The following is a 22,996-nucleotide window of genomic DNA, read 5'->3' as shown; positions in this document are numbered from 1 at the left end:
GCCATCAGGCCGGCCGGACCGATCTATCCGCTCCCGCCGGTCGACAGGCCGTACGCCGGCTCCGCGTCGGGGTCGTGGCCGTAGAGCCACCGGAGGTGGCTCAGGTCGACCTGCCGGGCCAGTTCCTCGTCGCGGGCGCGCTGCGCCGGCCCGTCGGGCAGGTGGAAGAGGGCGGCCCGGTGCCGGGCCTGCCGGTGCACCTCCGCCACCCGGGGCCGGCGTGCCCGCTCGTACCGGTCGAGGGCCGTGGTCGGGTCCGCGGCGAGCAGGTCGGCGACGAGCAGGGCGTCCTCCAACGCCTGGTTGGCGCCCTGCGACAGGTACGGCAGGGTCGGGTGCGCGGCATCGCCGAGCAGCACCAGTCGGCGGCTGTGCCAGGGCCCGGTGATGTCCCGGTCGTACAGCCCCCAGCGGCTGACCCCGCGGGCCGCGCCGATGACGCGACGCACCTCGGGATGCCAGCCGTGCAGAGCGGCGGTCAGCTCCTCGACGGCCACGTCGCCGTTCTCCGCGTTCCGCGCGCAGACCGCGGAGACGTGCACCGTTCGCCGGGCCGCGATCGGGTAGTACGTGACGTGCGCGTCGGGCCCGAACCAGAAGAGCACCCGGGGTACCCGGCCCAGGGCGGGCACCTCGTCCACCGGGAGCAGGCCGCGCCAGACGGCGTAGCCGGAGTAGCGCGGACTGTCGTCGATCAGCGCGGGGCGCACCACGGAGTGCACACCGTCGGCGCCGATGACCAGGTCGGCGGTCTCACTGGTGCCGTCGGCGAGGTGCAGCGTGGCCTGCTCGTCGTCCTCGCTGACTCCGACGACGCGCCGACCGAGCCCGAGGTCGGCGGCCGGCAGGAGTCCGACCAGGCCGCGCTGCAGGTCGGCACGGTGGATGAGCACGTACGGGGCGCCGAAGTCGGTCACGCACGCGTCTCCGTGTGGGACGGCACAGAGGAGCCGGCCGTCGTCCCAGCGCCGGATCTCGATCGACTCGGCGGCCACGCCGTGCTCACGCAGCGTCGGGCCCACACCGAGGCGGTGCAGGATCCGCACTCCGTTCGGGGAGAGCTGGATGCCGGCGCCGACGGCGGCGAACCGGGCCGACTGTTCGTAGATGCGGTACGGCATCCCGTGGTGGCGCAGCAGCGCGGCGACGGCCAGCCCGGCCACCCCGCCGCCCACGATCGCGATCCGTGTCACGCCGCCACCCCACCCGGCTCGTACCCGTACAGCCAGGCACGGGCGTCCAGGTCGGCGGCCTGGCGCAGCGCCACGTCACGGGCGGCCTGTTCGGGGCCGTCGGCGAGGTGCATGTGTCGGGCCTGCGCGCGCGAGGCGCTCTGCACGGCGGTGGCCCGGGGCATCCGCTGCCGCTGGTAGCGCAGCAGCCGGTCCGGGGCGTCGGCGCGGGAGGCGCCGCTGAGACAGGCGGCCAGCTCGACGGCGTCCTCGACCGCCTGGTTGGCGCCCTGCGCCAGGAAGGGCAGCATCGGATGGGCGGCGTCGCCGAGCAGGGTGACCCGCCCGACCGACCAGGCGGTCAACGGTTCCCGGTCCCAGAGCGCCCAGTACCGGACCTCGCGGGCGGCTCGCGCCACGGCGGTGACCGGGGCGTGCCAGCCGTCGAAGGCGGCTACCAGGTCGGCCGGATCCACAGTGGCGGACCACGATTCCACGGGCGGCTGACGCAGGGGCGCGATGGCGGCGAAGCCGAGCGCCCGGCCGCCGCTGACCGGGTAGCAGACGAAGTGCCGGCCCGGGCCGAGCCACATCCGGGCCACCGGCGCACGGGCGCCCGCCGGCAGGCGATCCATCGGCACCAGCCCACGGAACACGCCGAGGCCGGAGAAGACCGGCGTGTCCGGGACGAGCGCCGCGCGGACCGCCGACCGCAGCCCGTCCGCGCCGACCACCACGTCGGCCCGGTGGGTACGGCCGTCGGCGAAGGTGAGCACCACCTCCTCGCCGTCACCGTCCACACCGACCAACGGCCGGCCCAGATGCAGCCGGGTGGGGTCCACCCGCGCGTGCAGGGCGTCGCGCAGGTCGGCACGGTGGATCCCCAGGTACGGCGCACCGAAGCGCACCTCACAGGCGGCGCCGAGTTCGGTGCGGGCCACCGGCCGGCCGGACCAGCCGTGGATCTGCGCCCCGGCGAGTCGGACGGCCCGGGCGTCGAGCGTCGGCCGCAGACCGAGCCGGTGCAGGGGTCGGACCGCGTTCGGGGAGAGCTGGACCCCGGCGCCGACCTCGGTGAGCCGGTCGGCCCGCTCGAACACCTCGTAGGCCGTGCCGGCCGCGTCGAGGGCCGCGGCCAGGGCCAGCCCGCCGATGCCGGCGCCGACGACCGCCACCCGCGGGCTGCTCATGACGGGTTTCCGTCCGGGTACGCCGCGGCGAGCCAGGCGTAGGTGCGCAGCTCCTCGAAGAGGCTGCGGCCGAGTCGGTTGTGCAGCATGTGGACGTGGGAGAAGAGGATCTGGGCGGGCGGCGTGTCGCCGCTGGCGGCGATCTGCTCGGCCAGCTCCGCGATCGCGGCGTGCCAGCGGCGGAACGGACCGTGTGCGTCCGGATCGGGCACCGGGCCGGTGGCGTCGACGGCGCAGAGGGCGGCGAGCTGCTCCGGCGTCGTGCCGGAGTTGCCGGCCCACACCCGCCAGGCGTCCATGCTGCGGCGGTAGAACTCGGCCTGCCGCTCACGACTCCCGAGGGCGGCCGCGGCGGCGATGGTGCCCCGCAGTCCCAGGCCGGTACGCAGCCCTTCGGAGGGCCGGCTGGGCAGCACGGCGACGACGAGCTCGCTGGAGAGCTGGAACAGCCGCTCGGTGGCGGGCATCAGCGACCTGCCGCCGTAGCGCAGGTGCTCCGGCTCGTAGACGGCCCGGTGCACGCCCGGGGGCATCAGGTCGAGAATCTGCCGGTCGGCACCGCGCTCGGTGGCGGCGAAGGTCACCGCCCCCGCCCGGTAGCCGGCCTCGTCGAGGGGCTCCTCGTCGTCGGCCAGCCGACCTGCCTCGGCCAGCCGGTCACGCAACGCCTCCTCCACCCGGCGGTACGCCTCGGAGTCCAGGTCGCCGACCCGGAACCGCAGGTGGGTGCCGGCCTGCCAGAAACGCATGAAGAACCAGGGCCGGCCGTCGAGTTCGGCGACCACCGGCCGGATCACCTCCTGGATCACCCGGTCCTGCACCGAGCGGGCGTCCGAGGCGAGGTGCAGGTGCCACGAACTCCAGTCGGTGGGCCGGATCGCGGTGGGGTCGGGGCGGAGCACGGTCTGGGTCACGGCATCTCCTCTGTTCTCGATTGCGGGGTTCGCAGACCCGGGTCACTGCTCGCGCTCACGACACCGCTCCTCACAACCTGATGTCGAGCAGCCCGCCGCTGGCATGCCGCGGCGTGCCCACCACTGCGGCGAGCGCGATCATCTCGTCGCCGGCCAGGCCGAGCAGGTCCCGCGTCGCGTTCTCCACGAACGCCCGGACGGGCCGGGCGAAAAGGTCTGCCGCGCTGGCCGCGAGGGAGAGGCCGTGCGCGGCCCAGCCGACGGCGTACTGGGTGGCCGTCCAGGCCGTCGGCCCGTGGGCGGCGTGCAGCTCCCGGGGGCGGACCGACAGGAACCACACCATGGAGGCGTGCCGGACACCGCAGCCCTCGGTCGGGGTGAGCGGGTAGCCGTAGGTGGCCTCCAGCTTCGCGGTGATCTCTCGGTCGGCTCGGTGCAGGACGAGTTCGCCGTCCGGCCCGACCCGGTGCACGCCGTCGACGTACCCCTCGATGTCGCGCAGGGCGACCGAGACGGTGATCCGGTCGCGGACGGCGGCCAGGGTGGGTCCGGGTGCCGGCACGGCCAGCCAGCGGATGATGTCGTGCACGACCGCCGCCGGTAACCGCCGACGGCGGGAGTCGAAGCCGGGCCGGCCCGCAGGCATCCGCCCCGAGTTACGGCGCCAGGTCAGCTCCGCCCAGTCCGGCGCGGTCGGCGCGACGGCGGCGCCCGCCGGTACGCCGGAGCCGAGTCGGGCGGGTGGGTCGGTGAACGCCTGCTGCCGGTTCACGCCGGCCACCTCGGCGAGGACCGGATCGGCCGCCTCGGCGTGCGGGTCGGCGGGCGTCGGTCCGGGCACCGGAGGGGGCGCGCCCAACCCGACGGTGACCGGCAGCGACCACTCCCCGGCGGGGTCGAGCCCCAGCTCGGCGAGGACCGCGTCGGCCCCGGCGTCGGGCAGCCGCACCCACGCCGGCACCCGGAACTGGTGCAGGCCGATGGCGAGGGCGCGCAGCGCGTAGCCGGTCTCGATGGCGACCAGGGAGCCACGGAACCAGCGGTAGCCGCGCGGGATGCGGGTGTAGCGGCCGGTCAGCGCGAGCTGCCGCACCCGGGGCGAATGCCCGGGTACCGACAGCGTGGTCAGCACGTGCCGGTCGGGATCCAGCAGCGCCCAGTGCTCCCCGTCGTCGGCGAAGACCTGCACCGGGTACAGGCAGCGCGGCGAGGCGTAGCCGCGGTGGGGGTTGTAGACGTTGTCCGGGTCGTACCACTGCGGGCCGTACGCGGCCACCAGGGCGTGCCCGATCGGGTCCGCCACCTCCCCCGCCACCTGCCCGTGCGGGTACGCGGTCCGGCCCAGCAGCTCCGCCGTCCCGTACGGGAGTGGACGGCGGGCGCCTCCCACGGCGACGGCCGGGGCGGGTGGGTGGACGTGCGTCTCCATCGGAGGCACCGGCTCGGACAGCCACGGCGGGATCACCGTCTCGTCCGCCCCGGTGGCGTACGCGTGCCAGAGCGACTCCCGGCCGATGGTGTGGTCGGTGTACGGGGCGGGAACCCGCAGCCCGGCGCTCACGGGAACGGGTGGGGATCGTAGGGCAGGGGGCGTCCGGCCTGGGCGGTGCCGGCGAGCGCGGCGGCGAGCCGGGGCTGACCCAGCAGCCGCTGCTGGGCGTGGCCGAAGCACATCGGCAGGATGCCGGGTACGACCATCTTGACCACCGAGATGCCGACGTCCCGGTGCTCCCGGGTGCTCTGGTCGACAAGCACCATCCGGTCCATGCCGGCCGCCGCGTAGAGCTCCCGGACGTGGTCCAGGGCGCCCCGAACGTCACCGGCGGCGGCCCGGTCGAGCTGGCCGGGCCAGTCGCCGAACGCCTCGGCGATCGTGGTCTGCGGACCGCCGAGCACGGCGGTGGCCCGGGCCAGCGTGGCGGGATGCATGTAGTAGCGGGGGTGGTGGACCAGTTCCTCCATGTTCCACGGGTCGGCCAACATCGGCTCGATGTCGGAGGTGTCCGGGTCCTGCGGGTCGGTGACGAGCTGGGCGACCTCGCGTAGGGCGCCCCGGATGGCGGTGGCCGGGTTGGCGCCGGACCCTCCGGAGTGGAAAGTGGCGGGGAATCCGCCGGTCCGGTTGACGGCGAGGGTCCACACGATCGGCAGGGCCACGTCGTGGGTGGCGACGAGGATGTGGACGTCGAAGCCACGAGCGTGGATGAGGTCGATAAGGGCCTGACTGTCCGGGTCGGTGATCGTCGAGGTGGGGATCACCGGCAGCGGGGTGGCCCGGTGCCAGGCGATCAGGAAGGCGTCCCGCTCGGCGAGCTCCAGCAGCGAGTGCAGCGCCGCCTCCTCCAGGCAGGAGCCGGCCGCGCAGCCGCTGGAGGAGTCGTAGAAGTGCTTCCGGTTCTCCCGCGGGTTGGCCCGGCGTGCGGCGCGGGCGGCCCGGCGGTTCAGCTTGTACCGGTACTCGTACTGGTAGAAGCCGATCTCGGCGGGCACCAGCACCGGCCGCCCGGTGCCGAGGTCATGGCCCCACACCCAGTCCATCGGGCTGTCCGGGTGCACCGGGAGCACCCGGGCGGTGGGGTGGGCGAGCTGCTCGTCGGTGTGCCCGCCGAGGGTCGCCGGGTCGAGTGCGTGGTCGGCGACCTGGCGGTAGGTCAGCCCCTGGAGCACCGGCGCGTCGAACGGGAAGCCGCCGAGGCGCTCGTAGAGCTCGATGAGGCCGACCGGTTCGGCTTCCCGGAAGGTCATCGCCCGGCCGTGTCCCCACGCCGGCGCATCCGGCATGATCGACATGCTCATGGCGAAGGGTGCGGCCGACTCCAGAATGATCTTCTGGACCGGGCCGAAACGCTCGTCGACGACCCGGTTACGCAGCGCCCCCGGAACGACCAGGCGGGCACCGTCCGCGGCCCGGGTGGGGTCGCCCGGCGCGGCCGGGTGGCTGCGCAGGGTCAGCGGCTCCGGTCGCCAGTCCAGGTCCGGCTGGAAGCGCGGAGCACACGACGAGCAGTAGAAGTGCCGCGGGATCCGGTGCCGCCGCACACCTGCCGGGCCGACGACGGCGAGCTCGCCGGGGGCCAGCGGCACGTCCGCCAGGTTCCGGGCAGCCGCCGCCAGCAGGTCCGGCAGCAGCGGGTCGCCGGTGCCGGTCCGCCAGCGGTTGAGGTCCAGTCGGGCCTGCAGCGGGTGCTCCAGCACCGAACGCTCGCGGGACTCGGCGCAGACCGGGCAGCCGGCGTCGGTGCCCGGCACCCAGCGTGGGCCGATCTGCACCTCGTCGTCGTACACCCGCACCGACAGGTGCTCGCGGCCGTCGGCGGCGCTGCGCCGCCACTGCCCGGTCTGCCAGTCCAGGTCGAATCCGCGGTCGAGCGTCACTGTGGCGTCGACCGCGAGCAGCGGGGCCAGCGCGGTGAGCCACTCGTCGGCGGCGTCGGCGGTGAACCCCGGCCCGAGGTTGGGCCGGTCGGTGTCAGTGCCCATCGGTCTGCTCCTCGATGTCGCCGGTCACCTCGACCGGGCCGTACCAGAACGGAAGCTCGCCCAGGACGGGGTCGGCGTGCCGGGCGCGGCCGCGGAACCGGCGGCCGGTCGCCGCGGCCAGCGCGGTGACCTGCTTGCGCAGCGCGTCCACCACGCCGTCACCGGCGAGCAGCAGGGCGTCGGTGTGCAGGGCGGGTTCCGGCTCGCCGCCGGCCGCCCGGACCTGCGCGGCGGTGACCGCCACTCCCACGGCGGCCCGGACGGCGGTGTCCGTGTCCGGCCCCCAGGCCACGCCGAGCGTCTCCCCGTCCGGGGTACGCACCCGGGCCAGCCGCCAGTCCAGGCCGGGCACCGCGCGCAGGTCGACGACGTGCGGCTGGGCACCCAGGCTCTGCCGGATCCGGCGCGTCTCCGGGTCCAGGTCCGCCGGGTCCACCAGGTGGGCCTGCTCGGCTTCCGCGGCGAGCAGCCGCAGTACGCCGTCGAGCAGCCACGTCTCCTCGGTCAGTCCCGCCGCGCCGCCGTCGGCCGCCCGCCGCATCCCCTCGATCGCCGCCGCGACGTACGCGGTCTGGAGGTCGGGTCCGGCGGCGAAGACCGAGCCGGTCCGGCCGTCGCGGTACGCCAGTTCGCGCTGCGACAGCGGCAGCTGGGGCAGCTCCGGTTCCCGGTCACCCCGGGTGTACGGGCCGGTCCAGCGGGTGGTCAGGGCCGAGACGGCCGGGGTCAGATCGTCGATCGTGGGCAGCGGAACGGGTTGGGCGTCGTCCAGCAGGTGCCACCGCTCGTCGTCGGCCAGGGGCGCGCCGAGCACCACCCGGTCGGCGGTGAGCGCGTCGGAATGCACGACGTGCGCGTCCCGACGGGTGTCCTGACCAGCGATGATCGTGAACAGCAGGTGCGCGGCGAGCGCACCTGCCAGCGCGTCCGCGACCGGACGGGCGGCCGGCGGCACGCCGTCCGCCGCCGCCTGCTCCAGGACCCGGTCCCGCCACGCCGGCCACACCGCGGCGGTCGCGGCGTCGCTCACCAGCGGTCCGGCCACCAGCACCCGGTCGTCCAGCAGCACCGGCAGCACCGGCGCCGCGCCCGGCTCGGGCGCCTCGTCGGCGGAGAAACAGCGGATCACCGCGTCGAACCCGGTCAGGTCATCGGTCGCGTCCCGCGCCTCGGCCGCACCGATCCCGGCCCGGAGCAGCCCCCGCACCGCCGGCCCGGTGACCTCGACGGGGCCCACCACCGCGACCCGTGCCGCCCGCACCGCCGCGAAGGCGGCGTACGGATCCGCGGACACCGCCTCCAGGTACGCCAGCGGGCCGGCCCACCGCTGCCGCTCGGCCTCGTCCGGCTCGGCGACGGTGTGCGCCGCGAAGTCCAGCAGCAGGTGGTGCCCCCGCAGCTGGTCGACCAGGTGGCGGACGGCCGGCCTGGCCCGCTCGGTGCCCAGCGCGGTCACCATCTCGTCCTCGGTGGTGCCGACGTCCAGCAGCGGCACACAGGTGTCGGCGACGCGGAACAGCAGCGCCGAGCCCCGCAGGACGAGCTGGTCGCGGCCCCCGGCGAGGTAGACGCCGTCGGGCGTCGGCGCGTAGTGCAGGTACGGTCGCGCGCGCAGTCTCATGACTTCTTCCCTCCGTACTGGAACAGGCCGCCGGGGCGCCTGCCGATCTCGACCACCCACTCGTGCGCGTGCGTACCGTCGACCACCCCGGGAAGCGCCTCCTCCAGGTAGTCCACGGCCTTTCCGTCGGCCCGACGCTCGAGCATCCGCGGCAGCACCCGGGTGCCGAGGGCGGAGGTCAGGTCGACGTACTGCGGCTTCTGCTTCTGCCGGCGGGGCATGATGTCGGCCGGGCGCAACGACCGGGGCGCCTCGTCGTCGAAGGCGGTCTTGACCACCACCTCCTCCGGTACGCCGTACCGGCCGCGCCAGCCGGTGAGGGCGAGCAGTCGCTCGGGGCCCTCCGGCGCGGCCAGCGCTCCGTCCAGCTCGGCGCCGCCGTACCAGCGGCGGCGGCTCACCACCACGTCACCGACGGCGATCCGGGGGGCGATCCGGGTACGGGCCCGGTCCCACGGGTTGCCGCCGTGCCAGAGGTCCAGCAGGTAGTTGTTGAGTCGGCCCCCGGTCGCCAGGCAGGACGCCACCGACAGGGGCGGCGGGAACAGCCCCGGGTGGCCGGTGCCCAGCGGCAGCACCCGCAGCCGCTGCCCGTCGGCATCCGTGACCGCGAGCGTGTCGGTGTCCGGGTCGTGCACCAGACGCAGCGCGTACCAGTCGTCCGGGCCCAACCCGTCGGGCAGCACGCGGGGATGGGCGTTGACGTTGAGTCGGTGCAGCCCCAGGTCCTCCACGACGCGTGCGCCGTCCCAGCCGAAGCGCTCGGTGAGCCGGTCGGCGAGGTACGGCAGCGCCCGCCCGCCGAGCCGCCGGTCGCCGTCGAGGAAGCGGGAGTAGAGCATGCCGTGCCCCGGCAGTCCGTCGTTGACCACCAGCCGGTCCCCCGCCCACTGCGCGAGCACCCCGTAGCTGAGTGGGTCACGCCGGAACTCCTCGGGCAGTTCGGCGACGAGCTCGTACGCCTGCTCGGCGGACCACCGCACCTCGGGCTCGCCCGCCTCGGCGGCCCGGGTGATCTCCGCCCGGGTCCAGGCCATGATCCGGCGGCGCAGCGCGTACAGGCGCAGCAGCGGATCGTCGCCGACAGGGCTGTCGTCGGTGAGCGTGGCGGCGTAGTCCCCGGCCGCCACGGCCTGTGCGGACACCGCCTCGACGAGTTCGTCGGCGTGGTCGGCGAGCGAGACGCCTGCGCCCGCGCCGAACCGCCCCACGAAGGCCCTGGTGGTCATCATGCGAACGTCGTGCAGCCAGTCGAAGACAGACAGCAGCTCCACCGCCGCGCCCAGGTCGGCCAGGTTGCCCCGCACCGGCTCGGTGTTCACTGTGGTCGGCGGGAGGAGGTAGTCCTCCTCCACCATCACCTGGGCCGGCCGCTGCGCCAGTCGGCTGACCCGGGCCAGGTCGGCGCGCAGGGTCGCCAGGTCAGCGCCGCGCTCCAGCACCGGCCCGTCGGCCAGCCGGGACAACCCGGTACGCACGTCGGCGAGGGCGTCGGCGGCCGGGGTGTCCGGCCGGTCCAGCTGCTCGGCCAGGTCGGCGTCGCCGTTCTCGGCCTCGTTGAAGGTGCACAGGATGCCGCTGTCCAGCGCCCGCAGCACGATCTGCTCGGCGTCGGGCAGTGGGCAGCCGGAGTGCGTGGACACGTACGCCGCCACCGCCCGGGCCGGACGCGGGCCCATGGCGATCGCGTCCATCAGCAGCTTGATCGGGCCCCGCAGCGGCGCGGAGAGGCGCTGGTAGCCGCCCTCGGTGGGGCGCAGGAAGAACAGCGCGCCCTGCTCCGGCTCCACGGCGGACGTTGGCGAGAGCCCCACCCAGACACCGAGCCGCGCCGTGCCCGCCGGCGGGTTCAGCCCGCCCAGCACATAGGCGATCATGACGCGGTCCAGGCTGGGGAAGGAGTGCGCCCCGGTGAACGGCACGCCGCGCGGGTCGATCCCGTCGGGGCCGGGCACCGCGATGCCGACAGCGGTGAACCGGGCCAGCGGGCTGGTCCGGACCATGGCCCGGGTGACGTACTGGATCAGGCCGCGCTCCGACTTGCGGGCTCGGGCGGCCACCGGTTGCCCGGTGGCCACGGCGGCCCGGTAGCGCTCGGCCTCCTCGTGCACCTCGGGGGCGAGCAGGGCCAGCGAACGGCGCAGGTCCTCGTCGCCCAACAGCCCGGCGAGGGTCCCCCGTTCCCGCTCGGCCGCCGCCGGGTGCTCGGCGCTGAGCCGGGCGCGCAGTTCGTCGCGGCGGTGGCGGGCGGCGACCCAGGCTGCCACGGCGGGCAGCTGGGTGAGGTCGGTGCGGGGCTCCCGATCCCGGGAGATGGCGCGGCGGGCCTCCACGAGACGCTTGCGTTCGGCCTCGTCCGAGCTGGCGCCGATCAGCCGGTAGAGATCGTCGGCGCAGCGGGCGGCGCTGTCGGACAACGCCCTGTCCACGTCGGTCAGGTCGGCCAGGAGCACCCGCAGCGTCGGGTCGGCGAGGCGGGCCCTGCGCAGCGGGTTGATCCGCAGTTGCCAGAGGGGCTCCGCCGGCGAGGTGGTCGTGATCGGGGCGAGGGGCGCCGGGGCGGCGGGGGCGAGTGTCATGCCGCCCTCCCCGCGGTCGCGACGACCCGGACCCGGTCGCGGGTGAGCCGGTCCTGCCAGCTCTCACCGAGCACCTCGTCGACCAGCTCGCTGATCGCGTAGCACATGTAGTAGCGCTGCATCGGCGACACGGTGAGCAGCGGAAGCTGCTGGTAGAAGAGGTTGATCAGCACGCGGTAGGCGGCGAACCACTGGGTGGTCCGGTCGTAGGCACCCGACGCGGCGACCCTGCGGTGGAACTCGGTGTCCGGCTGGTCGCCTGTCGGCACCACGTCGGGGGCGGTGGGCGGGCCCATCGCCGCGGTGTCCACACCGCCGGTGATCTCGTCGAGCAGGTCGAGGCTGAGCGTGCCGTCGGTCACGGCGGCGTCGAAGGTGCCGGCGCAGTAGGCGAATGCCGTCCGCCAGGCCGCCGCCGGGCCGCTGGGAGTGCCGGCGAGCCGCTGCTCGACCACCGGGCGCAGCACCGCCGCCTCCCGGGCCAACCGCTGCGCGAAGACCGGGCGTACGTCCTGGGTGGGCCGCGCCCAGGCCAGGAACGCCTCGACGTGCGACCGGAACGAGTAGACGCCGTGCGCCAGCCCCAGGAAGTAGGAGTCGGCGAGCGCCGCGAAGGCCTCGCCGAGGCGTACGGTGCCCTGCTCGGGCCGGCGCGCGAGTTCGTCCACGGTGTCCAGCAGCGGCGTGGTCAGGACGCTCTGCGCCACCTCCCAGCCGGGCAGGGCGCGCAGCGCCGGCTGTTGCGGGCCGGTGTCCTCCCGGCGGAGCAGCCGCACCGCGCCGTGCTCGGCCATCGGCAGGTAGGGCGGGGGCACCGCCTCCAACCGGCCGAACTCGCGAGCCTGGGTGAGGTAGTCCTCCTCGCTGAGGGCACGGGTCGGGTCCAGTGGGCCGGCGTCCAGCTTCGCGGCGACGGTGGCCCAGTCCGCCGCGCCCCCGGCGCCGCCGTAGGCGACGACGTCGACGTGCGGACCGTGCCGCCAGCCCCGACGGAGGTGGACGACGGCGTTGCCGTCGCCGTGCAGCGCGCGGGCCACCGGCACCACGGATCGTGCCAACCAGGGAAGCGTCAGTGGCCCCCTGGTGTGGAGCCGCACACCGATCACGTCGGTGGCCGGCTCATACGCCTCGGTCGTCATGTCGACGCACCTTTCCGGAATTGTCTCGACGAGCAGGAAATTCACTGGGAATTCGATTCTCGACCCGCGCGGCGATCGCACAAGAATGTTCCTGACAACTGTCAGCAATCCGCTGACGGCTCGTCTCGGCGGGTGGTTTGCGCCTTTTGAGCGACCTACGCTAGGGTCTGCTCATGTCAGCTGACACCGGCGCGCGTCAATTGGGCGGCGAGTCCGTGAATCGCCGAGGCCCGCTCGCCATGGGCGTCGTCACGATGATCGTCTACGGGTTGCTCTGGCTGATCGTGGGCGTGACCGGCCTACCGGTGCCCACCGGGGTTCGGCTCGCCCTCGACCTGGCCGCGGTGGTCGGTGCGGGCGCCCTCCTGGTGGCGAGCCGGCGGCTGCAAGCGCGCGGTCCGTCCCGGGTCCGCCGCGTCCGCCCACATTCGATGCGCTGGTTCCACCTGATCAACCTGGCCCAGACCGTGCTGATCCTCGCGGCCGTCTTCGGGCTGCTCCGGGCCGATTCACCAGGACTGATCGTGGTGGCTGTCTGCCTGGTCGTCGGCCTGCACTTCCTGCCCCTGGCCCGGATCTTCGACGTCCCCGGCTACTGGTGGACAGGCGCACTGCTGATCCTGGTGGCAGCGGCCGGCGCAACGGCGTACGGTCTTGATAGGAGCAACGAGACCGTGCGAGCGGTGGTCGGCCTACCGGCCGCCGTCGCGCTCTGGTCCACCGCGCTGGACGTGTCCCGGCGCGGATGAGCGAGGGCCAGGCGCACCGACGTCGGCTGCACTCGTCCAACTTCGACTTGGACGAGCACAGCCGACGTCAGCCGCGTCAGCAGGTGCTGGGCGAGCGGGTGGGCGAGGGCGACAGTTGTTTCCCGTCGCCGTTCATCCCCTGTGTCCCGTCGCCGGTCCGGCTGGTCTCGGTCCGACCCTGACCGTCGTTCAGCAGGTGCTGGACGAGCAGGTCGAGGAGGAGGACGAGGTGCCGATGCTGCCGCTCGACGCGCCCAGCTCCGGCAGAGCCACGCCCTGGGCGACCTCGAGGACCTCCAGGTCGGCGATCTCGAACGAGTCGAAGGCCTTGTCGTCCTGGGCGGCGGCGGCAGCGGTTTCGTCGATGCTCATGTCATTTCTCCTTCTGCTGTGAAGGGCTTTTCTTCAACCCTTCCGGTGAAATCAATTCTGGCCTCGCACACCGGCCGTGTCCATGCTTTGCCAGCGCCTGCTGACACATATCACGGTGGCAATTACATCGGTGCCCCCCGTTACCCCGAAAGGGCCGCCCGGGGCGAGGTGAGAGCCTTTCGGAGAAGGCGCACACCAGGCCCGGACGGCCCGTGCAGGGGCGCTTCGGCAGGTCATCCGCGACCCAGCTCCTCGCCGGCCCGCAGCGCCCACTCCGCGCCGTTGAGCAGCTGCCAGCCGTCCTCGGTGCGCCACGTGCCCAGGTCACCCGCAGGCCGGCTACCGAGCAGGAAGTCCCCCACCGACGTCTCGCGCAGCCAGTCCAGCCGCAGCACCCGGGCGGCCAGGTCGGCGTCGCCGATCCCCAGCCCGCACGGCGCCAGCCCCATCGCCGTCGCCACGAGGTACATGGTCTGGTAGACCACCCCGCAGTGCCGCAGTGTCATCCCGTAGGCGATGCCCGCGTACTTCCACGACAACCGTTGGAAGCGGGACGTCAGGGTGATCAGCACGTCACCGTCCGCCTCGCCGCCGGTGGCGCCCGCCGCGACGTCCAACATCGCCGCCTGGTCCGCCGGGTCGTCGTTGACGAGCACCAACCGGTGCGCCACGGAGTCGTAGAACCAGATCCCCGCGTCCAGGCCCGCGCAGCGGCGCACGGTCAGGTACAGCTCGATCTCGTACGCCGACCCGCCGGTCGGATAGGGCCGCCCCACGATCTCGTTGCCGGTCGGGTCACCCTCGGCGCCGCGCAGCACCCGCACCCGACCCACCCGGTAGAGGAACTCGCCGAGCTGGCGCAGGGTGAGCGGCTCCTCGCCGTAGGAGCGGATGGACCGGCGGCCCTCCAGCGCCACGGTGAACGCCGGGTCCCGAGCCAGCACGTCGTCGAGCTCCGGCCGGTACAGCTCCACGGTGCGGCCCGCCGGCGGCTCCTTGACGGCCGGCAGCGGCGCGATCTCCCCCCGGTGCGGGTAGATCCCACCGATCGGGTCGTCATAGCGACCGGGGCGGGTGCGCGAGTGGAAGAGCAGGTCGTGGAAGGACCACTGGCGCAGGGTCACATCCGTCTCGGACTCGAAGCCGCCGGCGCTGTCCGCCGCGTCGACCAGGCCCGCACCGACGAGATGACCGAGGAGCGTGGCGACCGCCGCGACGTCGAGGTCGTCGCCGGCCAACTCCAGCGGAGTACGCGGGGCGCCCAGCTCGCCCACCAGGCGTCGGGCCGCCGGGTGTACCAGGAGCACCCGGTGCCGGGCCAACGGCGACTCCAGCACCAGCGCGCCGTCCCGGGAGCGGCAGAACGCGAAGCGGGACAGCCGCACCCGGGCGGTGGGCGTCACGGTGACCGGCGCGTACTCCGTTCCGGGTGCGGTCCGCTCCAGCCGCAGCATCTCGCGGTCGCCGGCGACGACACCCCGGGCGAGCAGGTGGGGCGTCCGGTCGAGGAACCCGCGCAGCTGGGCGGTCTCCCGCGCGGTCAACCCGCTGAGCAGATCGGCGGGGTCGACAGGCCCGTCGGCGAGCCTGCGGAGCGCCGCGGTGAGCCCGTCGCCGACCTGCCGCATCGCGACCACACCGGCGGGGCTGGTGAGGACGACCCGGCCGTCTTCGAACTCCGCCCGGACGTCGTCGCGGAACCCGACGACCGTGCCGTCGGTAAGGGTTGTCGTCTGCATGGTGCACTCCGTATCCGTCGCGGGACCTGGGTCTTGGGTCTCGCCGCCACGGATTCCGGACCTCGCCCGGACACGACGCAACGAGGCGCCGCCGCCACTGTCACCGGCCACCTCGGCCGCTGTCATCGACGGATGACGCTCGCACCGCACTCCGGTGACACCTGTCATCCCGGGTTCGTGACACACGTACCGGCATCCGTGACGGACATCGTGGCGGGGCTGGTCGGGGCGTGCGGTCCGGCGGAGGCTGGCCGGGCCCCCTCCTGCTCGGCGGCGGGCGGAGGTCGCGGACGGGAGGTCACGGTGGAGACCGGCGAGGCGCACTACGTACGGCGGCTGCTGGACGCCCTGCAACGGCGGCCCGGACGGCCCGTCCTGCACCGACCGGAGGGCGCGACGACAGGCGGCGCGCTCGCCGCGGCGATCCTGTCGACAGCCATCGGCCTGACCCGCGCCGGCGTGGCCCGCGGGGAGACGGTGGCCGTCCTTACCGAGCCGAACGTGCCGGCCATGCTCGTCACCCGGTACGCCGCGCACCTGCTCGGCGCCACCGTCACGCACGTGCGCTCGATGAACGCCCGCGCCGACGGTGAGCATCTCTCGAGCGTCGCCCGCCTGCGGGTGCTGCGCGCCACAGGTGCCCGCACCCTCGTGGTCGACGCGGCGAACGCCGGGCGTGGTCGGGAGTTGGCCGCCGCGGCACCCTCGCTGACGGTGGTGGCCGCCGACGATCTGCGCCGGCACCGGTCGGGTCGCCTTCCGACCGCCGCCTGGCATCCGGACGACATCGCGGTGGTCGACCTGACCAGTGGCAGCTCCGGTGACCCGAAGCTGGTACAGCAGCCGTTCGGCGCCCGCGACGCGCGGATCCGGGTGTCGGCGGGCGACGGCTCGCCGGACTGGCCGGTGACGATGCTGTCGGTGACCCCGGTCAGCCACGCCACGGCGACAATGGTCGACGCGGTCCTGATCGGCGGGGGCGCGGTGGTGCTCCGCGACGGCTTCGGCCTGGACGAGGTGGTCGACGCCGTCGTCCGGCACCGGGTGACGGACGTCTACCTGGCGGTGCCGCACCTCTACCAACTTGTCGACCGACCGGAGGCCGCCCGGCGGGCGCTGCCCTCGCTGCGCCAGGTCCTCTACAGCGGCACCTTCGCCGCGCCGACCCGGATCGCCCAGGCGGTGACGCTCTTCGGCGAACGGCTGACCCAGCTGTACGGCAGCACCGAGGCCGGCGGCATGTGCACCCTCACGCCGCTCGATCACGCCGAGCCGGAGCTCCTGCCCAGCGTCGGCCGACCCTTCTCGTGGGTCGATCTGGAGATCCGCGAGGCCGACGGCCTTACCGCGACACCTCGGGGAGCCACGGGTGAGGTCTGGGTACGCGCGGCGACCACCATGGCCGGCTACCTCGGCGACCCGGCCCTGACCGCGCAGACGATGCACGACGGCTGGCTACGCACCGGCGACCTGGCCCGCTTCGACCGCTACGGCTACCTCCACCTCGTCGGACGCATCGGCAGCGTGATCAAGGCGAACGGGTTGAAGATTCACCCGTCCACGGTGGAGCGCGTCCTCCTCACCCATCCGGCGGTGGCCGACGCCGTCGTGTACGACCGACGCGACACGCGTCACGGGGAGACCGCCCACGCCGCGGTGCAACTGCGTCCCGGGGTCCGGTGTGCTGCCGCCCAGCTGCGCGAACACATCGCCGCCGGCCTGTCGCCGGCACACGTGCCGGCCGGCTTCTCGTTCCTCGACGCGCTGCCGCTGACCGTGTCGGGAAAACCCGACCGCGTCGCCCTCCGCGCCGCCGCCGACTGACCCTCCGTTCAGCCGGGATGGCACATACGGACGGTCGCCCCGTGACGACGGTCGGCCGGAGAGTCGCGATGGTAGGACGAGTCGCCCCCTAACGCCGACGCGGTTGATGCGAAGCTGGCCGGGTGACGATCAGGGTTCTGCTCGCCGAGGACATGAACATGGTCCGCGGCGCTCTGCTGGCACTCCTCGCCCTGGAGCCCGACATCGACGTGGTCGCCGAGGTGGCGTCCGGTGACGACATCCTGCCGGCGGCGCTGGCGCAACGGCCGGATGTCGCGGTGCTCGACATCGACCTGCCGGGGATCAACGGGCTGACCGCGGCAGGTCTGCTGCGCGAGCAGTTGCCGAGCTGCCGCTGCCTGATGCTGACCAGCCTCGGCCGGCCGGGCAACCTGCGCCGGGCGATGGCGGCGCACGTCGCCGGCTTCATCCTCAAGGACGCCCCGCCGGAGATCCTGGCCGACGCGATCCGGGGGGTGGCGGCGGGCCGGCGGGTGGTCGACCCGCAGTTGGCGCTCGCCGCCTGGGACAGCGCCGAATGCCCGCTGACCACCCGCGAGGCCGAAGTGCTCCGGCTCACCGAGAAGGGCGCCGAGCCGACCGAGATCGCCACGCGGCTGTTCCTGTCTCCCGGGACCGTCCGCAATTATCTGACCACCGCGGTGACCAAACTCAACGCCCGAAACCGGATCGACGCGATCCGGATCGCCCGCGACGCCGGCTGGCTCTGACCCCCGCCTCCCGGCCGGGTCAGGATGCGAGCTGGGCGGGCGCCTCCACGGCGGCGGGCAGGCTGACCGGCAGCTCCGCCCGGAGCCGGAACCAACCGTCCGGGGAGCAACTCGTGACCAGGCGGCCGCCGAGCGCCCCGGCCCGCTCGGAGAGGTTGCGCAGCCCGCTGCCCCCGTGCTCGGACGGCTGGCGGAGCCCCAGGTCGGCGCCGTCGTTGGCGATGGTGAGCAGCACGCGCCCGTCCTGCTCGGCGACCAGCACCTCGCAGGTGCGCGCTCTGCTGTGCCGCAGCAGATTGGTGACCCCCTCGCGGAGCACTGTGGCGAGCACGGTGCTGACCGCCTGCGGCAGCTCGGGGTGGTCGATCTCCATCCGTACCCGAATGTCGGCGGCGGCCAGGACGGATCGCGCCGAGCGGGCCTCGTCGCCCAGCGACATGTCGCGGTAGCCGCTCGCGAGCTGACGGACGTCGGCCAGCGCCTGCCGGGAGATGCCCAGGATGTCGTCCAGTTCCGCGAGCGCCCGGTCCGGGTTGCGGACCACGAGGCGCCGGGTCAACTCGCTCTTGAGGGTGACCGCGGAGAGGCTGTAGCCGAGCAGGTCGTGCAGGTCACGGGAGAAGCGGAGCCGTTCCCGGATCACCGCCAGCCGGGCCAGTTCGGTGCGGGTCGCGTGCAGTTCACGGACCAGGATGGACATCTGGGACAACCCGTAGACGATGAGGCCGGTCAGGACCGTGGACACCGTCGTGTACGCGACGAGCAGGACCTGTGTGGTCATCGCCGACTGGATCACCACGGTGCCGAAGACCGTCGCCGCGAAGGCCACGACGGAGCGGGGAGGCGCCAGCATCAGCAGGAAACTGCCCGCGACGAAGCCCGGCATCCCGACCCAGGCCTGGCCGAAGACGAGGAACGGGAGGAAGCCGAGCAGCGACTGGGCGACGAGCAGCCCCAGGCGGGCCGGCCCGCCGAGCCGACGGGCCCGATCGGTCAGGAAGAACAGCTGCAGTGAGAGGAGGCCGCTCATCGACACCAGGGCGAGCACGACCGCGCGGGGCTCCTGCGCCGTCTCGACGATGTTGAGCAGCGCGACCAGGCTGAGCCCAGTGACGACGGTGGCGACCACGACCCGGGCCAGTCGCGACGCCGTGGGGCCGGTCCGAACGTCGTCGTTCAGCGGTCTCGAATCGTCTGCTGGTGTCCGGTCCATGTGCACGCCCCCCAAGCGCCGGTCTTGCCCGCGCGAGGCTATGCGTTCGGGCCCTCGCGATGGATCCGCTGTGACGGCGGACTTCGATGTTAAGGTCTGCGTCGCCCGAGCGGGGGGCAGCATCACTCGTGCGCCCGACCCGCGGACTGCGAGTCCATACTGGTCGCCGCCGCTCGCTCGGCGGGCGTGCCGGTGACCGCCAGGCCCGTGGCGAGCAGGTGCGCGACCGCCTCGTCGACAAGCGCCGCAGGTAGTCCGGCCGCCGTCGTCAGCGCTGCCAGGGTGCTCGGCGCGGCCAGCGCCTCGACCAGCGGGCCGCCGTCCGGGCGGTGCAGGACCACCCGGTACGGGCCGCCGGGGATCTCCAGCGCCAGGCCACCCGAGTCCCGGCGCGTCTGGACCGCCGGGGAGAGCCACACCGGGCGGTCCGCCGGTGGCGGCGTCACCCGGCACGCCGCCCTCGGGGTCAGCGGCACGACCGAGAGCCACGGGCCGAGGCCGTCGTCCAGGCCCACCGACCGGATCACCACGTGCTGAAGGTCGTCCAGCAGCTCGGACAGCCGGCGACGCAGGTCCTCGACGCCGTCGTCCGCGACACCCCGGAGAACGTTCTCCAGGGACACCGGGCCGAAACTCATCCGGCGCAGTGACTCCACAGTCGTCGGATCCGGATCGGCCACCCGGATCTCACCCCACCGGGTCAGCAGCAGCACGCTGCCGTCCGGGGCGCCGGTCTCCACGAGCACGTCCTCCGGGAACGACCAGAGTGCGACCGTCCTGACCTGGCGGCCGGGTTGCCGCCACGACATGTGGCTGTTCACCTGGGCCCTCCTCACTCCGGCGACGCGCCAACGAATCAGACAAAGATCGGGATCGGGTTCAGGTCCTCGTACCGGGTGGCCTGGTCGACCCGCCCGAGTTGGACAGGCAGGTCGTAGAGGCGCCCCGGCGCGAACCTGGCCCAGAAGTGCCGCAGTCCCGGAACCAGAACCTTCACCACCGGCAGGCCGATGTCCGGCCGCGTCTGGTCGAGCACCAGCAGCTCCAGGCCGTGCGCCGCCACCGCCCGCTGCACCGTACGGATGTCGTCGCGCAGGTCGGTGCCCGGGACGTAGCCGTAGTCGGCGGGCGTACGGGCGGCCACGTCGGCGTTCGGCCTCAGCCACTGTTGGTTCGCCACGGTCGCACTTGCCCACCAGCGGCGGGCCTCCGGGTCGTCGCAGGCGTACCCAGCCCCCTGCGCGTCCACCTCCACCACGGCGGGCAGCAGCTGGTTGACCTCCGTCAGTGCCCGGCGCAGCGCCACCGCCGGGTCGAGATGCGCGCCGAAGCCGAAGACGATGTCCTCCGCCGGCTTGTCCGTCCGTCGGGACAGCGCCACGAACGTCGGCACGCCCAGGTCGGCGGTCAGGTCCAGGGCCCACACCTCCCGGTGCAGCCGGTGGTGCACCCGCCGCAGCTCGACCATCCACCCGTCGGCGAAGGCGTCGAGGTCCACACCGGGCTGCCGGGTGCGGTTGTACCACCACAGCGCCACCGCGTCCCGCTCCACCAGCTCGAAGAAGCCCTGGCAGATCGCGTCCTCCAGGCTGGCTCCGGCGGCGTTGCCGTTCGAGTCGGCCCGCAGGCAGCGCTGGCTGGACTCCGCCGGGGTGCCGTAGTAGAGCAGGGCGGTGGGGAGCAGGCGCTGCCGCCCGGCGGTCAGCGACCACACCGGCGTCCAGTCCAGCTCGGCCTGCTCGTCGAAGCGCGGACCGACGTACTGGAACGCCGAGTGCCTGGTGTTCCAGGCGGCACGGTCGGCGTACTGGCGATCGTCGAACAACTGCACGGAGTTGGGGTGGACGGCCTCGTCGCCCAGCTCGGCGAAGCGGGCCCGGATGCGCAACTCGTCGCCGTGGAAGGTGCCCGACTGGCGTTCCAGCGCCTCACAGAGCGCGCTCACCCGAGCCTGCTCGGCGGTGGCGCCCTTGCCGCCGTGCTCGCTGCGCAGGCCGCGGCGCAGGTCGTCCAGGCCGCGCACGTCCAGGGCCAGGTTGGCGCCCGCACGGTAGGAGTGCAGGAACTCCGGCCCGTGCGTGTCCCGGCGAACCTCCCGGACCAGCCCGGTCACCGGGCTGACGAGGTGCTCGTACCGCTGCCACACCTGCCCCGGTGAGAGCGCCCGGTGCCCGCCGCCGTCGGTGGACGCCTTGGGCCGGCTGACCGGGGTGACCGGGCGGCGGGTGCGCTCGCGGACCAGTTGCGGGTCGCCGCAGGAGGGGCACTGCGGGCGGGCCCGCAGCTCATGATGCCGCCCGTCGAGGGTGAGGGTGTCCACCGTCCACACCGCCTGCTGACCGGCGTAGCGGTGGCCGGCCAGCCACTTCGTCGCTTCGAGGGCGACGAGTTGCGCGGCGACGGCGGCCGACGGCGGCACGGCGGCGACGGGGCGGGGCACCGGCCCGATCCGTCCGAGGACGCGCTGCACGTACGCCTCGGCCCGCCGGTGCAACCAGAGCCGGTGCGCCAGGCAGTGCCAGCAGGCCTGACCCGGTCGCAGCACCGGGCCGATCCAGAGCTGGGTGCCGACCGGGCGAGCCAGCAGCCAGGTCCGGGCCATCTCGCTCTGCCGCCGGTTCACCGCGGCCAGTTCGGCGTCGAGGTAGTCGGAGCAGAGCACCACGTCGAGGTCGGCGGCGCCCTCGCCGGTCAACAGGGTGAGGCCGGCGGTGGCGCAGGCCTCGCGTACCGCCGTGTCGTCGACCCCACCCACGGCCTGGACCCGCACGGCGGCGCCGGTCAGGGCGGAGGTCGCGGCATCGCTGTCCAGCCCGGCCGACTCCCAGTACGCCACCGCCCGCGGGTCCTGCGGTCCGACAGCGGGCGTACGGGCGACGAGCAGCCCGGCCTCGGCCAGGTCACGGACCAGGCCCGCGCATTCCTCCGGGGCCTCCCGCAGCACGGTCGCCACGTCGCGGGTGCCGTCGAGCAGCGGGGTGAGGTGCTCCATCCGGGCCGCCTGGACGGCCGTCACACCGTGCTCCGAGAAGAGGTACGTCGCCTCACCGGCGACCACCTCCGGGCGCAGGTGGCGCCGGAAGCCCACCAGCGACGGCTCCGCGACCCCGGTCATCTCAGGCGACCCGCTCGTCGTGGGCGGCGTCCGCCAGGCAGATCCAGGTGAAGGCGGCGGCCGCGGTGTCGGAGGTCGTCCACGCGTCGTGCTGGCTGATCCGCAGGCCGGAAATCGCACCGGCCGGGCCGCCGAAGACGTTGGCGGTACCCGCCACACGGGAGTCGCGGTCAGGTGCGGATGAAAGCGCCATGGTGATCCTCGTTCCAGGTGGGGCAGGGGATCAGGGTCGCCCTGCGATGGGAAAATGGTGTCGTTGCGAGGGGTGGCCCCGCCAGTGCCGACGTCACCGACCCGATGTGAAAAACACACGTCGACGCGGCATGAGAATTTCAGGTTCGCAGGCTGCGTAATTTCATGTTCGCCTCGGGATCGGCGCACTGTTCCGATCACTGCCACGCCGCCATGCTTTTGGGCAACGTCGGAATGGCCTCGGCAACGCCGGCCAGCGACGAATCCTCTCACCAGCGGGGTGGCCCAATGAGCATTCGAATTGTCGTCTGTGACGACCACGCTCTGGTCCTGGACGCGTTCGCGGAGACTCTGCGGACGGTCCCGGGCTTCGAGATCGTCGGTCTGGTCAACGGCGGCCAGCACGTGGTCGCCACGGTCCGGCAGCTGCGTCCCTCCATCGTGATCCTGAGCATGGGGATGGCCGGCGCCGACTGCCTTCAACTCGCCCGTCAGGTACGCGAGGCACTCCCCTCCTGCGGTGTCGCTCTGATCGCCGCCGCGCCCACCCGAGCCCTGGTGGATCGCGCGGTGGAGGCGGGTGTCCTCAGCGTGATCCCGAAACACGCGCGCCTGTCCCACCTGGTCGGCGCGGTGCGCGGGGTGGCCGCCGGCTGCCTCACCATCGATCCGGCCCTGATCGGGCCGCCCGGGGCGCGGGCGCAGGCCCTGTCCCACCGCGAGAGGGAGATCCTCAGCCTCACCGTCGGCGGCGCCTCGGTGAAGGAGATCGCGAAGGAGCTCTTCCTCTCCGCCGGGACGGTCCGCAACCTCTCCTCGTCCGCCATGCGCAAGCTCAAGGGGCGCAACCGTTTCGACGCCGCCCGTATCGCCTACGAGCAGGGCTGGCTCTGACCGGCGATGACATCTGTCCCGGACCGCGGTGATGTCGGTCAGCGACGCCGCTCTCCGGCCGCAGGGCGCTCT

Annotated in this window: 19 protein-coding genes; 5 read left to right on the top strand and 14 right to left on the bottom strand. The window is 73.7% G+C overall.

All coding sequences use genetic code 11. The annotated features are described in order from the left end of the window. Positions 1 to 23: 23 nt before the first annotated feature. From AB0K10_RS15400 to AB0K10_RS15365, 8 genes are all read right to left on the bottom strand, one after another. Complete coding sequence (locus AB0K10_RS15400) at positions 24 to 1,193, bottom strand: FAD-dependent monooxygenase (RefSeq protein WP_363683781.1); 1,170 nt, start codon at positions 1,191 to 1,193, stop codon at positions 24 to 26. Beyond that, positions 1,190 to 2,362 (bottom strand): FAD-dependent monooxygenase, encoded by a 1,173-nt coding sequence (locus tag AB0K10_RS15395; protein ID WP_363683779.1) that lies wholly within the window; start codon positions 2,360 to 2,362, stop codon positions 1,190 to 1,192. The genes AB0K10_RS15400 and AB0K10_RS15395 overlap by 4 nt, the downstream gene beginning before the upstream one ends. Continuing rightward, complete coding sequence (locus tag AB0K10_RS15390) at positions 2,359 to 3,276, bottom strand: thiopeptide-type bacteriocin biosynthesis protein (protein WP_363683777.1); 918 nt, start codon at positions 3,274 to 3,276, stop codon at positions 2,359 to 2,361. Before AB0K10_RS15390 ends, AB0K10_RS15395 begins: the two co-directional genes overlap by 4 nt. A 70-nt stretch (positions 3,277 to 3,346) precedes the next feature. After that, entirely contained in the window at positions 3,347 to 4,837 is a 1,491-nt protein-coding gene (locus AB0K10_RS15385; protein WP_363683775.1) for a hypothetical protein, read from the bottom strand. Further along, complete coding sequence (locus AB0K10_RS15380; RefSeq protein WP_363683773.1) at positions 4,834 to 6,756, bottom strand: TOMM precursor leader peptide-binding protein; 1,923 nt, start codon at positions 6,754 to 6,756, stop codon at positions 4,834 to 4,836. The genes AB0K10_RS15385 and AB0K10_RS15380 overlap by 4 nt, the downstream gene beginning before the upstream one ends. Next, on the bottom strand, positions 6,746 to 8,377 hold the full coding sequence (locus tag AB0K10_RS15375) for a hypothetical protein (RefSeq protein WP_363683771.1): 1,632 nt from the start codon (positions 8,375 to 8,377) through the stop codon (positions 6,746 to 6,748). Before AB0K10_RS15375 ends, AB0K10_RS15380 begins: the two co-directional genes overlap by 11 nt. Continuing rightward, the gene (locus tag AB0K10_RS15370) at positions 8,374 to 10,956 is read right to left on the bottom strand and encodes a lantibiotic dehydratase (protein ID WP_363683769.1); all 2,583 of its coding nucleotides are present in this window, start codon (positions 10,954 to 10,956) and stop codon (positions 8,374 to 8,376) included. Before AB0K10_RS15370 ends, AB0K10_RS15375 begins: the two co-directional genes overlap by 4 nt. Next, positions 10,953 to 12,095, bottom strand: a complete 1,143-nt coding sequence (locus AB0K10_RS15365; protein WP_363683767.1) for a hypothetical protein — start codon at positions 12,093 to 12,095, stop codon at positions 10,953 to 10,955. The genes AB0K10_RS15370 and AB0K10_RS15365 overlap by 4 nt, the downstream gene beginning before the upstream one ends. Positions 12,096 to 12,268: 173 nt before the next feature. On the opposite strand from AB0K10_RS15365, the gene AB0K10_RS15360 reads away from it, so the two are divergent. Both AB0K10_RS15360 and AB0K10_RS15355 read left to right on the top strand, forming a co-directional pair. After that, the gene (locus tag AB0K10_RS15360; RefSeq protein ID WP_363683765.1) at positions 12,269 to 12,844 is read left to right on the top strand and encodes a hypothetical protein; all 576 of its coding nucleotides are present in this window, start codon (positions 12,269 to 12,271) and stop codon (positions 12,842 to 12,844) included. Then, positions 12,841 to 13,026 carry a hypothetical protein gene (locus AB0K10_RS15355; RefSeq protein WP_363683763.1) on the top strand — a complete coding sequence of 62 codons (186 nt, stop codon included), beginning with the start codon at positions 12,841 to 12,843 and terminating at the stop codon, positions 13,024 to 13,026. The genes AB0K10_RS15360 and AB0K10_RS15355 overlap by 4 nt, the downstream gene beginning before the upstream one ends. 7 nt (positions 13,027 to 13,033) lie before the next feature. Here the strand turns inward: AB0K10_RS15355 and AB0K10_RS15350 are convergent, their stop codons facing one another. Next, positions 13,034 to 13,216, bottom strand: coding sequence for a thiazolylpeptide-type bacteriocin (locus AB0K10_RS15350; RefSeq protein ID WP_363683761.1), 183 nt, complete (start codon positions 13,214 to 13,216; stop codon positions 13,034 to 13,036). A gap of 233 nt (positions 13,217 to 13,449) precedes the next feature. After that, positions 13,450 to 14,955 (bottom strand): SagB family peptide dehydrogenase, encoded by a 1,506-nt coding sequence (locus tag AB0K10_RS15345; RefSeq protein ID WP_363683759.1) that lies wholly within the window; start codon positions 14,953 to 14,955, stop codon positions 13,450 to 13,452. Between the two features lie 303 nt (positions 14,956 to 15,258). On the opposite strand from AB0K10_RS15345, the gene AB0K10_RS15340 reads away from it, so the two are divergent. Then, positions 15,259 to 16,779, top strand: a complete 1,521-nt coding sequence (locus AB0K10_RS15340) for a fatty acid--CoA ligase family protein (protein ID WP_363683757.1) — start codon at positions 15,259 to 15,261, stop codon at positions 16,777 to 16,779. Between the two features lie 122 nt (positions 16,780 to 16,901). Continuing rightward, complete coding sequence (locus tag AB0K10_RS15335) at positions 16,902 to 17,510, top strand: response regulator transcription factor (RefSeq protein WP_120688552.1); 609 nt, start codon at positions 16,902 to 16,904, stop codon at positions 17,508 to 17,510. 19 nt (positions 17,511 to 17,529) lie between these two features. Here AB0K10_RS15335 and AB0K10_RS15330 read toward each other — a convergent pair whose 3' ends face one another. The 4 genes from AB0K10_RS15330 to AB0K10_RS15315 form a co-directional block, all read right to left on the bottom strand. Then, a complete protein-coding gene (locus AB0K10_RS15330) occupies positions 17,530 to 18,723 on the bottom strand; it encodes a sensor histidine kinase (protein WP_363683755.1) in 1,194 nt (397 codons plus the stop codon). Between the two features lie 122 nt (positions 18,724 to 18,845). Next, the gene (locus AB0K10_RS15325; protein ID WP_363683753.1) at positions 18,846 to 19,544 is read right to left on the bottom strand and encodes a hypothetical protein; all 699 of its coding nucleotides are present in this window, start codon (positions 19,542 to 19,544) and stop codon (positions 18,846 to 18,848) included. A 35-nt stretch (positions 19,545 to 19,579) separates the two neighbouring features. Beyond that, complete coding sequence (locus tag AB0K10_RS15320) at positions 19,580 to 21,838, bottom strand: TOMM precursor leader peptide-binding protein (RefSeq protein ID WP_363683751.1); 2,259 nt, start codon at positions 21,836 to 21,838, stop codon at positions 19,580 to 19,582. A 1-nt stretch (position 21,839) separates the two neighbouring features. Beyond that, a complete protein-coding gene (locus AB0K10_RS15315; protein ID WP_363683749.1) occupies positions 21,840 to 22,031 on the bottom strand; it encodes a hypothetical protein in 192 nt (63 codons plus the stop codon). 287 nt (positions 22,032 to 22,318) lie between these two features. On the opposite strand from AB0K10_RS15315, the gene AB0K10_RS15310 reads away from it, so the two are divergent. After that, positions 22,319 to 22,924: a response regulator transcription factor gene (locus AB0K10_RS15310; protein ID WP_363683747.1), complete on the top strand. Its 606-nt coding sequence runs from the start codon at positions 22,319 to 22,321 to the stop codon at positions 22,922 to 22,924. Positions 22,925 to 22,996 lie beyond the last annotated feature (72 nt).

It is taken from the genome of Micromonospora sp. NPDC049274 (assembly GCF_040678875.1).
In the GTDB taxonomy this organism is placed as follows: domain Bacteria; phylum Actinomycetota; class Actinomycetes; order Mycobacteriales; family Micromonosporaceae; genus Micromonospora.
Note: the sequence above shows the minus strand (reverse complement) of the source record. Positions and strands in the feature narration are given on the sequence as shown.

Bases quoted from the DNA above. Each gene is read 5' to 3' on its own strand.
- AB0K10_RS15315 (WP_363683749.1), bottom strand. From the start codon at position 22,031: ATGGCGCTTTCATCCGCACCTGACCGCGACTCCCGTGTGGCGGGTACC.
- AB0K10_RS15330 (WP_363683755.1), bottom strand. From the start codon at position 18,723: ATGGACCGGACACCAGCAGACGATTCGAGACCGCTGAACGACGACGTT.
- AB0K10_RS15355 (WP_363683763.1), top strand. From the start codon at position 12,841: ATGAGCGAGGGCCAGGCGCACCGACGTCGGCTGCACTCGTCCAACTTC.
- AB0K10_RS15375 (WP_363683771.1), bottom strand. From the start codon at position 8,377: ATGAGACTGCGCGCGCGACCGTACCTGCACTACGCGCCGACGCCCGAC.
- AB0K10_RS15320 (WP_363683751.1), bottom strand. From the start codon at position 21,838: ATGACCGGGGTCGCGGAGCCGTCGCTGGTGGGCTTCCGGCGCCACCTG.
- AB0K10_RS15395 (WP_363683779.1), bottom strand. From the start codon at position 2,362: ATGAGCAGCCCGCGGGTGGCGGTCGTCGGCGCCGGCATCGGCGGGCTG.
- AB0K10_RS15345 (WP_363683759.1), bottom strand. From the start codon at position 14,955: ATGCAGACGACAACCCTTACCGACGGCACGGTCGTCGGGTTCCGCGAC.
- AB0K10_RS15350 (WP_363683761.1), bottom strand. From the start codon at position 13,216: ATGAGCATCGACGAAACCGCTGCCGCCGCCGCCCAGGACGACAAGGCC.
- AB0K10_RS15360 (WP_363683765.1), top strand. From the start codon at position 12,269: ATGTCAGCTGACACCGGCGCGCGTCAATTGGGCGGCGAGTCCGTGAAT.
- AB0K10_RS15380 (WP_363683773.1), bottom strand. From the start codon at position 6,756: ATGGGCACTGACACCGACCGGCCCAACCTCGGGCCGGGGTTCACCGCC.
- AB0K10_RS15365 (WP_363683767.1), bottom strand. From the start codon at position 12,095: ATGACGACCGAGGCGTATGAGCCGGCCACCGACGTGATCGGTGTGCGG.
- AB0K10_RS15370 (WP_363683769.1), bottom strand. From the start codon at position 10,956: ATGACACTCGCCCCCGCCGCCCCGGCGCCCCTCGCCCCGATCACGACC.
- AB0K10_RS15310 (WP_363683747.1), top strand. From the start codon at position 22,319: ATGAGCATTCGAATTGTCGTCTGTGACGACCACGCTCTGGTCCTGGAC.